Source organism: Variovorax sp. R-27 (assembly GCF_049913215.1).
Lineage (GTDB): Bacteria > Pseudomonadota > Gammaproteobacteria > Burkholderiales > Burkholderiaceae_C > Variovorax.
In genome coordinates this window covers 1,206,277-1,218,095 of record NZ_CP183984.1, presented here as the reverse complement: position 1 = coordinate 1,218,095, position 11,819 = coordinate 1,206,277, and the positions used below count along the sequence as shown (strand labels likewise).

Below are 11,819 nucleotides of genomic sequence, written 5' to 3'. Positions count from 1 at the left end.
GCCATTCTCCCTCTCCCCGCATGAGCCCCGCTTCCCAAGCCCCTGCCTCCCGCCGCACCGTTCTCGTCACGGGCGCAGGCCGCAGGCTGGGCCGCGAGATCGCGCTGGGGCTTGCCGCAGGCGGCTGGCAAGTGGCGGTGCACTACCGGAGTTCGCTGGCCGAGGCCGAGCAGACGGTGGCCGACTGCGCCGCACTCTCGGGCGACTCGGCCCTGTTCGCCGCCGACCTCGAAGACGAACAGGCCACGCGCGCCCTGCTGCCCCGCGTGGTCGCGCGCTTTCGCAGCGTCGACGCCGTGGTGCACAGCGCAGCGCTGTTCGAGCACGACGAAGCCGCCACCTTCGGCTATGCGCTCATGGAACGCCATGCGCGCAGCAACACCGGCGCGGCCATCCTGCTGGCGCAGGCGCTGCATGAACACGTGACGGCGCGCAACGCGCAAGGCGCGGTTGTCCATCTGCTCGACCAGAAGTTGTGGAACCCGAACCCCGACTTCCTGAGCTACACGCTGTCGAAGGCCGCGCTCGAAGCCGCTACGCCGATGCTGGCACTGGCCCTCGCGCCTCGCGTGCGCGTGGTGGGCGTGGCGCCCGGCCTCACGCTGGCGAGCCACATGCTGGACGACGACAAGTTCGCGCAATTGCATAAGCTGTCGCCGCTGGGCCGCTCCTCCACCCCGGACGACGTGGTCGCCACGGTGAAGTTCGCGCTGGAGAACCGCTCGATCACCGGCACCACGCTGCTGGTGGACGGCGGCCAGCACCTGATGAAATTCGAGCGCGATTTCTCGCTCATGTGAGCACCACCACCATGTCCACTCCCTCGCAAGGCCACCAGACACTCACCCTCCAGGGCCTGCGCTTCGACGCCAACCTGGGCATCCTCGAGCAGGAGAAGACGGCGCCGCAACCGATCCTGGTCGATGCCGAACTCAACCTCGGCCCGCAGCCGCTGCTGCCGCAGGACGACGACATCTTCCACGTGCTCGACTACCGCAAGGTGCGCCGCATCATCATCGAAGAGTGCACCGCCGAGCACGTCAACCTGCTCGAAAGCCTGATCGGCAAGCTGGTGCAGCGCCTGCTGCAGCTGCCCGGCGTGGTGGGCGTGCGCGTGAAGATCGCCAAGCTCGAAATCTTCGACGACTGCGAAGTGGCGATCCGCATGGAAGCGGGCGAGTGGTGAGCAACAGCCCTTCAGGCTGCTGAACCACAAGCCACGGCGGGCTTGACGGCCACGGGCCACATCCGCACGGCAAGCGCACCCAGCCCCGACACCGCCCCCAGCAAGGCCACAGCCGACCAGCCCCACTGCGCCAGCACCAGGGCGCCGAGCGCGGAACCCGTGGCCATGCCGATGAACACGCCGGTGAAGAACACCGCATTGAGCCGGCTGCGCGCACCGGGGTCGATGCCGTAGACCACGGTCTGGTGCGCGATCAACGCGGCCTGCAACCCGAAGTCGAAGCCGATGGCGCTGGCCACGATCAGCCCCAGCCGAGCGGCAGGCGCCATCAGCGGTGCAAACAGCATGGCCGCGAACGACACCACGACCAGCACGGCGCCCATGCGGATCACCAGTTCGGGGCCGCGGCGGTCCGCAAGGCGCCCGGCGAGGGGTGCGGCCAGCGCACCCGCGGCGCCGGCCAGGCCGAAGGCGCCGGCAGCTGCGCTGCCCAGATGAAAGGGCGCGCCGTGCAGCATCACGGCCAGCGTCGACCAGAAGGCGCTGAAACCCACCGACAGCAGGGCCTGCGCAAAGGCGGCGCGGCGCAGCGCGCTGTGGCGCTTCCACAGATCCGCCAGCGAGCCCAGCAACGCGCCGTAGCCCAGCTGTGTGGTCGGGCGCAGGTGCGGCAGGCCGCGCGCCGCGGCAACGCCAATGAACGCGATGCTGGCCGCCGCGACCATGAACATCGTGCGCCAGCCGAAGTGCTCGGCCACGAAGCCGCTGAGCACGCGCGACAGCAGGATGCCCAGCAGCAGCCCCGTCATCACCGTGCCGACAATCTTGCCGCGGTGCGCCTCGGGCGCCAGCGTGGCGGCGGCCGGCACCACGTCCTGCGCCATGGTGGCGGCAAGGCCGATGACGAGGCTGGCCGCCAGCAGCGGGCCGACCGAGGGCGAAAAAGCTGCACCGAGCAACGCCAGCACCAGCACCGTTGCCTTGACGAGGATGATGCGGCGGCGGTCGAAGCGGTCGCCCAGCGGCGCGAGCAGCAGGATGCCGAGCGCATAGCCCAGCTGCGTGAGCGTGGGCACGAAGCCCACGGAACGGGCCGAGGCGCCGATGTCGGGCCCGAGCACGCCCAGCATGGGCTGGCTGTAGTAGAGCGCCGCGACACCGAAGCCGGCGCTGGCGGCCAGCAGCAGGATCAGCGACCCGGGCAGTCGCTCATGCGTTGATTGAATGGAAGACATGGTGTTAACCCTTAGAACCAGAAGCAAGGACCGGAGTTTGCAGGGCGGTGGCAGTCAAAGGTAGCCTCCCGGGTCGAACAATTGATATACGCTCGACGCATGGAAAAGCCTGCTCCCGCCGACCGCATCGAGCTGATGCAGACCTTCGTGCGCATCGTCGAGGCCGGCAGCCTGTCGGCCGCAGCCACGCAGATGGGCACCACCCAGCCCACCGTGAGCCGCCGCCTGCAGGCGCTCGAGCGCTCGCTGGGCGTGCGGCTGCTGCAGCGCTCCACGCACGCGATGAAGCTCACGGAGGACGGCGAGCGCTGCTTCGACCGCGCCAAGGAGCTGATCCAGAGCTGGGGCGCCTTCGAGGCCGAGCTGCGCGGCGTCGGCGACCAGCCCGAGGGCCGGCTGCGCGTGGTGGCGCCGCACGCCTTCGGGCAGCAGTTGCTGGTCGGCCCGCTGGCCGGGTACCTGCAGCGCCATCCGCAGGTGACGGTCGAATGGCTGCTGCACGACAGCCCGCACGACCAGACGCCCGACTTCATCGCCGAGGGCGTCGACTGTGCGATTCGCGTCGGCGAAGTGACTGACCCGGCCGTGGTGGCGATCCGCCTGTCCGAGGTGCCGCGCATCGCGATTGCCGCGCCTTCTCTTTTCGAGGGTGCGGCCGCAGTGCCCACCCACCCCCGCGAGCTGGAAGCCCTGCCCTGGCTGGCCGCGCGCAACTTCTACCGCACCGAGGTCGTGCTCACGCACGAGACCACCGGCGAGGTGTGCCGCGTGCCGATCCGCCCGCGCCTGATCACCGATAGCCTCTACGCCCTGCGCAGCGCCGTCGTGCTGGGCCTGGGCGCGGGCGTGTCGTCGACATGGATGCTGACCGAGGAGATCGCCGCGGGCCGGCTGCTGCATCTGGTGCCGCAGTGGCGCGGGACGCCCGCGCCGGTGTACCTGGCGTACCCGTACGCGCGCTTCTACCCGGCGAAGCTGCGGCTCTTCGTCGAGGCGATGCGCACCGCCTTTCCCGCCGCGTAGCGTGCGGAATGGGGATCGGGGACAATCACCCCCTTCCCCCGACTCCCCGAAGTAGCCTGCCCATGAACGCCGTCTGGATCGACGAGGCGCCCGCCGCCGCCGACGCCACTGCCAATTCCCTGAAGATCGAGCGCGAAACGCACAAGCTCGAAAAGCGCCTGTGCCGCCAGGTCGGGCAGGCCATCGTCGACTACAACATGATCGAAGAGGGCGACAAGGTCATGGTGTGCGTCTCGGGTGGCAAAGACAGCTACGCGCTGCTCGACATCCTGCTCAAGCTGAAGGCGCGCGCGCCGATTCACTTCGACATCGTCGCGGTCAACCTCGACCAGAAGCAGCCCGGCTTTCCCGAAGAGGTGCTGCCCAAGTACCTGAGCGACCTGGGCGTGGACTTCCACATCGAGAACCAGGACACCTACAGCATCGTCAAGCGCGTGATCCCGGAGGGCAAGACCACCTGCGGCCTGTGCAGCCGGCTGCGCCGCGGCATCCTGTACCGCGTGGCCGACGAGCTGGGCGCCACCAAGGTCGCGCTGGGCCACCACCGCGACGACATGCTGCAGACCTTCTTCCTCAACATGTTCTTCGCCGGCAAGCTCAAGAGCATGCCGCCCAAGCTGGTGAGCGACGACGGCAAGCACATCGTGATCCGCCCGCTGGCCTACGTGGCCGAAAAAGACACGGTGCGCTGGGCCCAGCACCGCGAGTTCCCGATCATTCCGTGCACGCTGTGCGGCAGCCAGGAAAACCTGCAGCGCAAGCAGGTCGGCGAAATGCTGCGCGAGTGGGACAAGAAGTACCCCGGCCGCGTGGAGAACATGTTCACCGCGCTGCAGAACGTGGTGCCTTCGCACCTGCTCGACGGAACGCGGCACGACTTCAAGGGTCTGAAGGCGACGGGCGTGGCGGATGACGACGGCGACAAGGCCTTCGACACCCCCTCCTTCGATCTGCTCTCCCAGGCACCTGCCGCCCTGCGCATCGTCCAGGGCTGACCGGGCAACCCAGGGGAATTTTGGGCCTTGTGCCCGGAGACCCTAATGAAACTTGCGTTCTCTGCTCTTCTTCTTGCAGCAAGCCTGACGGGTTGCGCCACCTCCTGGGTGGTCGACAGCGACGTCAAGAGCTTTGCCTCCCCCGGCACCGTGGCGCCCGGCGCCACCTACCGCTTCGATCGCCTGCCCTCGCAGCAGGCCGACGGCGCGCGGCAGGAATCGCTCGAAGCCATGGCCGCCGCGGCGCTCGACAAAGTCGGCATGCGCCGCGACGACGCCAAGCCCCAGTACACCGCGCAGATCGGCGCGCGCGTGACGGCCGGCCTCTCGCCCTGGGCCGATCCGTGGCTCTACAACGGCCCCTGGGGCTATGGCTACGGCGGCTATGGCTACTACGGCCGGCGCTGGTACGGCGGCGGCTGGTATGGCGGCCCGGCGTTCGCGCCGCCCGCCAACCCCTGGTACGAGCGCGAAGTGAGCGTGGTGCTGCGCGAGGTGGGCTCCAACCGCGTGGTCTACGAGACCCGCGCCCGCAACGATGGTCCCTACACCTCGAGTGCGGCGATCCTGCCGGTGATGTTCCGGGCCGCGCTGCAGGGCTTCCCGAACCCGCCACAGGGTGAGCGCCGGGTCAACATCGAGCTGTCAACGGCCAAAAAGTAGCGCTTCTAGAATCCCGCGAATGGAAGAAGCCACCCGCCTGATCGCCGTTCGCCACGGCGAAACCGCCTGGAACGTCGACACCCGCATCCAGGGCCAGCTCGACATCGGGCTCAACGAGACCGGACTCTGGCAGGCGCGGCGCGCCGGTGGTGCGCTGGCCGACGAGCCGATTGGTGTCGTCTACGCCAGCGACCTCTCGCGCGCCTGGCAGACCGCAGAAGAAATCGCCAAGCCCCATGGCCTGGCCGTGCAACCCGAGCCGCGCCTGCGCGAGCGTGCCTTCGGGCATTTCGAGGGCCTGAGCTTCGCCGAGATCGAAGCCACGCTGCCGGTGCAGGCCAAGCTCTGGCGCGAGCGCGACCCCGAGTTCGAACCCGACGGCGGCGAGAGCCTGCTGGTGTTCCGCGACCGCGTGACAGGCGTGGCCTCCGAGCTGGCGGCACGACATCCGGGCGAGCTGGTCGTGCTGGTTGCACACGGCGGCGTGATGGACGTGCTCTACCGCGCAGCCACCCGCCAGGAGCTGCAGGCGCCGCGCACCTGGCAGCTGGGCAATGCAGCCATCAACCGCATGCTGTGGACGCCGGAAGGTTTCAGCCTTGTGGGCTGGAGCGATACCGCCCACCTGGCGGCGGACACGCCGCTCGATGAGCCCACGACCTAGCGCGACGGCACGATGGGCCGCTTGCCTTTCTCCGACCCGGGCAAGACGCTCCCATGAAAAGAACAAATTCGCGCCCCTCGGCGTACGCCAGTTGGGACGCATCCCAGACGCTGTCTGCGCCGTGGACCGACGCCACGCATCTGGGAAGCTTCGTCACCCTGGAGGCCGGCGACACCATTGCGCGCGAAGGCGAACGGCACGACTACTTCTATCTTTTGCGATCGGGGTTCGTTCACTCCACGATCCAGCGAAGCAACGGCTCGGAGTTTCTGCTCGAGATCTTCGGACCGGGTGCGATTTTTGGCGAAGGCCCGGCGTTTGCCGACAGTCCTCGGCCCACGACGACCCGGGCGGTCGCGCCGGCCATTCTCAGCCGCTATCGCCCGGCGGATGTCGCGCAGCAATTTTCGGAGCTTCCCGAACTCGCGACCTCGTTGATCCAGCTGCTCGGCTTCAAGAATCACATGATCGTCGCCAAGCTTGCCGGGGTGGCCTCGGCGGCGCCCAAGGAGCGGGTCATCGATTTGCTGCTGCGTGTGGCACGCCTGCCATCGGCGCAGGCATCGAAACAACTCACCGTCGATCTGACGCATGAGCAGATCGGCGCCATGACGGCATTGAGCCGCGTCACCGTCACCCGCACGTTGAATGCGCTGGCGGGACACGGGCTCATTGAAACGCGGGCCCGGCAGGTCAGCATCCCGAATGCGCCGGCCTTGCGGCGTTTCCGCGATGCGTCACCGTAAGAAAAAAGCCCACTTCCTGTATCGCTGGATACCGTCGAGCCCTTCCCCCATCGCCATCATTCACCCCGTCACACACATGGATGGGAAGAGCGGAGGAGGGAGCAGGAGGAGCCGTTGAAGAAGAGGCCCGCCTTCAATTGGCGATGGCCCGGGTGTGACGTTTCGCAGGACTGCCAAAGTCCTTTCTGGCCGGGTGGCTCACGCTCATGACCATCCGGCATCTTTTGGATCGCCGTCAGGCGTGCGAGGCGGCGTGACCGCCCGCTGCAGCTTCGGCCTTGGCCTCTCCCGGCAGATCGACCATCGGCCCCGTGCCGCTGTAACGGTCCAGCGCCAGGTAGATGGCCGGCGTGATGTACAGCGTGATCACCTGCGAGAAGATCAGCCCGCCCACCACGGCCACGCCCAGCGGCTGGCGCAGCTCGGCGCCGGCGCCCAGGCCCAGCGCCAGCGGCAGCGCGCCCATCAGCGCGGCCAGCGTGGTCATCAGGATCGGGCGGAACCGCAGGCGGCAGGCCTCGCGGATCGCGTCCACCGGCTTCATGCCCTCGGTGCGCTGCGCGTCGAGCGCGAAGTCGATCATCATGATCGCGTTCTTCTTCACGATGCCGATCAGCAGCAGGATGCCGATGGTCGCGATCAGCGTCAGGTCGAAGCCGAAGAGCTTCAGCGAGATCAGCGCCCCCACTGCCGCCGAAGGCAGCCCCGCCAGAATCGTCAGCGGGTGGATGTAGCTCTCGTACAGCACGCCCAGCAGCACGTAAATGACCAGCACCGCCAGCACCAGCAGCACGGCCTGGCTCGACTGCGAACTCTGGAACACCGCCGCATCGCCGCCGTAGGTGGTGATGATCGACTGCGGCATCTTCAGCTCGTCCTTGAACTGGTCGATCTTCGCGGTCGCGTTGCCCAGCGGCACGTCGGGCGCGAGGTTGAACGACACCGTCACCGCCTGCAGCTGGCCCTGGTGGTTGACCGAAGTCGGACCCACCGTGCGCTTGACAGTCGAGAAGGCCGACAGCGGCACCAGCCTGCCCGTGGTGCTGCGCACCGACAGGCGCGAGACGTCTTCCTCGAACTGGCGGTCGTTGTCGGCGGCCGAGAGGATCACCTGGTAGGTGTTGCTCGAACCGTAGATGCTGCCGATCTGCCGGTCGCCGTACGCGTTGTAGAGCGCGGTGCGCAGGTCGCCTACCGCCACGCCGAGCACGCCGGCCTTGTCGCGGTCAATGTCGAGCGTGGCCTGCAGGCCGCGGTTCTGCGAATCGCTGGTCACGTCGCGGAAGGCCGCATCAGCCCGCATGCGCTCCATGAGCTTGGTAGACCAGGGCACCATCTCGCCCGCGTTCACGCTCTGCAGCGTGTACTGGAAGCGCGCCTTGCTCTGGCGGCCGCCCAGGCGCAGGTTCTGCACCGGCTGCATGTAGACGGCGATGCCCGGGATCTCGCGGAAGCGCTGGCGCAGCGACTCGAGCACCTTCGCCATCTGCGGGCGCTCGCTGCGCGGCTTGAGCACCGCGAACAGCCGGCCGGAGTTCTGTGTGGCCGTAGGTCCGCCGACGCCGACGAAGGAACTCACGTAGTCGACGCTCGGGTCGTCCTTGAGCGTTGCGGCCACGCGGTCCTGCAGCGCCTTCATGGCAGTGAATGAAATGTCTTCGGCGGCCTCGGTCGTGATCTGGATCTGGCCGATGTCTTCCTCGGGGAAGAAGCCCTTCGGTATGGTCGCGAACAGCCAGCCCGTGATGACGAAGGTCAGCGCCGCCATCATCAGCATCACCTTGCGATGCCCCAGCGTCCAGTCGAGCGTACGCATGTAGCCGCCGTGCACCGCGCGATAGCCACGCTCGAATGCGCGGCCGATGGCGGTGCCCGGCTCGGGGTGTTCTTCTTCGTGGTCGAGCGCGCCTTCCTTGCGCGGCACCTGCTTGAGCAGGCGGCTCGCGAGCATCGGCACCAGCGTGAGCGACACCACGGCAGACACCAGCACCGCCAGCGCCACCACCACCGCGAACTCGTGGAACAGCAGGCCGATCACGCCCGGCATGAAGAAGATCGGGATGAACACGGCCACCAGCGAGATCGAAATCGACACGATGGTGAAGCCCACCTCGCGCGCGCCGCGCAGCGCCGCCGCGAACGGGTCCATGCCCTTCTCGACGTAGCGCATGATGTTTTCGAGCACCACGATGGCGTCGTCCACCACCAGGCCCACCGCCAGCGTGATGCCGAGCAGCGAGATGTTGTCGAGGCTGTAGCCGAAGGCGTAGAGCAGCGCCACCGCGCCGATCAGCGAAATGGGAATGGTCGCGGCCGGAATCAGCGTGGCCACCAGCCGGTGCAAAAACAGGAAGATCACCAGCACCACCAGCGCGATGGTGCCCAGCAGCGTGAGCTGCACGTCGTGCACGGCCTCGCGGATCGACAGCGAGCGGTCGTTCACCATCTGGATTTCCACCGACTGCGGCAGCTCGGCCTTGAAGCGCGGAATGAGCGCGCGCACCGCGTCCACCACCTGCACGGTGTTGGCGTTGGGCTGGCGCTGCACGGCGAGCGAAATCGAGTCCTGCCCGTTGAAGCTGCTGGCGGTCTTGACCGACTCGAAGCTGTCCTCGATGGTCGCCACTTCGTCGAGCCGCACCGGCGCGCCATTGCGCTGGCCGACGATCAGCTTGGCGAAGTCGGCCGCCTTCATGAGCTGGCGGTTGGCCTGGATGGTGAGCGTCTGGCGCGGGCCGTCGAGCACGCCGACCGGCGTGTTGGCATTCGCCGAGTTCACCGCCTTGGCGAGTTCGTCGAGCGTGATGTTGCGCGCGTTGAGCAGGTCGGCGTTGGCCTTGACGCGCACCGCAAAAGCCTTGCGGCCATACACGCCCACCTGCGCCACGCCGTCGATGGTCGAGAGCGTGGGCGAGATCAGGTTCTCGGCGTAGTCGTTGAGCTCCGACGGGTTCATCGACGGCGAGATCAGCGCGATGAACAGCACCGGCGCATCGGCCGGATTCACCTTGCGGTACGAGGGCAGCTGCGTGAGCTCTTGCGGCAGCTGGCGCTGGGCACGCAGCAGCGCGGCCTGCACGTCGACGGCGGCGGCGTCGATATCGCGGCTGCTCACGAACTCGAGCGTGAGCGAGGTCACGCCCTGCGTGTTCACCGAGCTGATGGTCTGCAGGCCCGGGATGGTCGAGAACTGCTTTTCGAGCGGCAGCGCTACAGACGACGCCATGGTGTCCGGGCTGGCACCCGGCAGCTGCGCGTTGACGTTGATGACCGGCGTGTTGTAGCTCGGCAGCGCGGCCACGGGGATGCTGAAGTACGCAAAGATGCCGATGACCACCACGGCCGCAGACAGCAGCACCGTCATCGCAGGACGACGGATGCAGAGCTCCGAAATATTCATGCGCGTTCCTGCTTCGGCGGCTTGATGTCGGCGCCGTCGGAAGACGCGGCACTGCCCGGCGTGACGCCGGTGGTGCCGTTGGCGGGCGCTGCAGGCTCGGCGGGCGCACCCGGCGCCTTGACGTCAACGCGGACCTTGCCGCCCGGGCGCACGTTCTGGCTGCCTTCGATCACCACCTGCTCGCCTGGCTCCACGCCGCTGACCGCGACCTTGGTGCCGAAGGTGTGCAGCGTCTTCACCTTGCGGCGCGTGGCGGTCTTGCCCTCGTCGACCACATAGAGCGAAGTGCCCTCGGACAGCATCATCAGCGCCGCGGCCGGCACCACGGTGGCGCCATTGAGCGTGCGCACCGTGATGCGCGTGCCGACGAACTGGCCCGGCCACAGGCTCTGGTCGGCGTTGGCGAACACGGCCTTGGCGCGCACAGTGCCGATCTGAGGATCGACGGTGTTGTCGACGAAGTCGAGCGTGCCGCTCAGCGGCGCCTTGCCGCCGGTGACGACGGCTTCGACCTTCGAACGCGAGCGCGCGGCCTCCAGCAGGTCTTGCAGGTTGCCTTCGGGCACCGGGAAGCTCACGGCGATCGGGTCGAGCTGCGTGATGGTGACCAGCGACAGCGTCGGCTGCACCAGCGTGCCCGGGTAGATGTTGACGGCGCCGATACGCCCCGCAATGGGCGCGCGCAGCGTCGCATAGCCCAGCGCCACCTGCGCCGACTGCACGGCCGCGCGGTCGGCGGCCACGGCGGCGCGCTGTGCCTCGAGCTGCGAGAGCGTGGCGTCGGCAGCGCTCTTGGCGATGAAGTTCTGCGCCACCAGGTCCTGGCTGCGCTTGTACTGGCGCTCGAGGTCGGCCATGGTGGCCTCATCCTTTTGCTGCTGTGCACGGGCGCGGGCGAGGTTGGCCTGGTCGTTGCGGTCGTCGAGCGTGAACAGCAGCTGGCCGGACTTGACGAACTGACCTTCCTTCACGTGCACCGCGCTCACCGTGTTGGTCACCTGCGGGCGCAGGTCGACGCTGTTGAGGGACACCACGCTGCCGTTGACCTGCACGGTCACCGGCACGTCCTGCTTCTGCGCCGTGGCCAGCGTCACGAGCGCGGGAGCACCGCCGCCGGAAGCAGTGCCGCCGTTGGCTGTCGGGGCCTTGGCACTCTTTGTGGCGGACTTGTCGCCGGACATGCTCCACCACCCGCCTGCGACGGCTACGATCAACACGCCCGCAAGGGCGACCGCGACATTTTTCTTCATGGGTTCTTTGTGCACTTTGGGCTGACAGCGACTATTGGATCAGCGGCTGACTCTCGGTGTTCATGGGGCCTGTAAAGAAATGTAAAGCAGGTCAACCCAAAGCCCCGCATAACTGACTGTGGCCGGCGCGAGAGAACCACACCCCCCCTCGCTAAAATCGCCGCTCCACAGCCTCTGGATAAACCCCATGAACCGCTGCAAGACAATCACGAATGCTCTCACTTTCATAGCAGTTTGCACAGCAGCCATTGCTGCTGCAGGCCTTTTCCCGCTCACCGCCAGCGCCCAGGACGAAGTGCCCCGGCCGCAGACCCAGAACGAATCGCTCGTTGGAGGTCGCACTTTCCCTATCGGCACTTTGCGCGGCAAATTCATGGTCACCAACGCGCCCGAGGTCGAACTCGACGGCAAGCCCGACCGCCTGGGCGCCGGCGCGCGCATCCGCAGCGGCCAGAACATGCTGGTGATGCCCGGTGCCATCGTCGGCCAGAAGTACCTCGTCAACTACACGCGCGACGCCGCCGGACTGCTGCGCGAGGTGTGGATCCTCACGCCAGACGAAGCCATGGCCAGCCGCGAGTCGCTGGACAAGCCGCTCCTGAACATCTGGCCGTTCACCTCGAACGACACCGTCAACACGCAATAACGCAGCGGCGC

Annotated in this window: 11 protein-coding genes; 8 read left to right on the top strand and 3 right to left on the bottom strand. The window is 67.6% G+C overall.

The window, feature by feature from the left end; translation table 11 throughout:
* The first annotated feature begins 20 nt into the window (after positions 1-20).
* Together ACN9MV_RS05425 and ACN9MV_RS05420 are read left to right on the top strand one after the other, a co-directional pair.
* Positions 21-800, top strand: a complete 780-nt coding sequence (locus tag ACN9MV_RS05425) for an SDR family oxidoreductase (protein WP_426391525.1) — start codon at positions 21-23, stop codon at positions 798-800.
* A gap of 11 nt (positions 801-811) precedes the next feature.
* Positions 812-1,186, top strand: coding sequence for a dihydroneopterin aldolase (locus tag ACN9MV_RS05420; protein ID WP_093056387.1), 375 nt, complete (start codon positions 812-814; stop codon positions 1,184-1,186).
* A gap of 11 nt (positions 1,187-1,197) precedes the next feature.
* On the opposite strand, the gene ACN9MV_RS05415 is transcribed toward ACN9MV_RS05420, so the two are convergent.
* The gene (locus ACN9MV_RS05415) at positions 1,198-2,421 is read right to left on the bottom strand and encodes an MFS transporter (RefSeq protein ID WP_307616345.1); all 1,224 of its coding nucleotides are present in this window, start codon (positions 2,419-2,421) and stop codon (positions 1,198-1,200) included.
* Positions 2,422-2,520: 99 nt separating this feature from the next.
* On the opposite strand from ACN9MV_RS05415, the gene ACN9MV_RS05410 reads away from it, so the two are divergent.
* The 5 genes from ACN9MV_RS05410 (at position 2,521) to ACN9MV_RS05390 (ending at position 6,512) form a co-directional block, all read left to right on the top strand.
* The gene (locus ACN9MV_RS05410; RefSeq protein ID WP_093056157.1) at positions 2,521-3,444 is read left to right on the top strand and encodes a LysR family transcriptional regulator; all 924 of its coding nucleotides are present in this window, start codon (positions 2,521-2,523) and stop codon (positions 3,442-3,444) included.
* Between the two features lie 62 nt (positions 3,445-3,506).
* Complete coding sequence (gene ttcA, locus ACN9MV_RS05405; protein ID WP_093056159.1) at positions 3,507-4,439, top strand: tRNA 2-thiocytidine(32) synthetase TtcA; 933 nt, start codon at positions 3,507-3,509, stop codon at positions 4,437-4,439.
* A gap of 45 nt (positions 4,440-4,484) precedes the next feature.
* Positions 4,485-5,102, top strand: a complete 618-nt coding sequence (locus ACN9MV_RS05400) for a DUF4136 domain-containing protein (protein ID WP_426391524.1) — start codon at positions 4,485-4,487, stop codon at positions 5,100-5,102.
* A 19-nt stretch (positions 5,103-5,121) separates the two neighbouring features.
* Positions 5,122-5,766, top strand: a complete 645-nt coding sequence (locus tag ACN9MV_RS05395) for a histidine phosphatase family protein (protein WP_093056163.1) — start codon at positions 5,122-5,124, stop codon at positions 5,764-5,766.
* Positions 5,767-5,819: 53 nt separating this feature from the next.
* Complete coding sequence (locus tag ACN9MV_RS05390) at positions 5,820-6,512, top strand: Crp/Fnr family transcriptional regulator (RefSeq protein ID WP_426391523.1); 693 nt, start codon at positions 5,820-5,822, stop codon at positions 6,510-6,512.
* A 235-nt stretch (positions 6,513-6,747) separates the two neighbouring features.
* On the opposite strand, the gene ACN9MV_RS05385 is transcribed toward ACN9MV_RS05390, so the two are convergent.
* Both ACN9MV_RS05385 and ACN9MV_RS05380 read right to left on the bottom strand, forming a co-directional pair.
* Positions 6,748-9,912, bottom strand: a complete 3,165-nt coding sequence (locus ACN9MV_RS05385; protein WP_426391522.1) for an efflux RND transporter permease subunit — start codon at positions 9,910-9,912, stop codon at positions 6,748-6,750.
* A complete protein-coding gene (locus tag ACN9MV_RS05380) occupies positions 9,909-11,093 on the bottom strand; it encodes an efflux RND transporter periplasmic adaptor subunit (RefSeq protein WP_426393147.1) in 1,185 nt (394 codons plus the stop codon). The genes ACN9MV_RS05385 and ACN9MV_RS05380 overlap by 4 nt, the downstream gene beginning before the upstream one ends.
* 442 nt (positions 11,094-11,535) lie before the next feature.
* Between ACN9MV_RS05380 and ACN9MV_RS05375 the strand changes: the two genes are divergently transcribed.
* The gene (locus ACN9MV_RS05375) at positions 11,536-11,808 is read left to right on the top strand and encodes a hypothetical protein (RefSeq protein ID WP_256329181.1); all 273 of its coding nucleotides are present in this window, start codon (positions 11,536-11,538) and stop codon (positions 11,806-11,808) included.
* Positions 11,809-11,819: the final 11 nt, after the last annotated feature.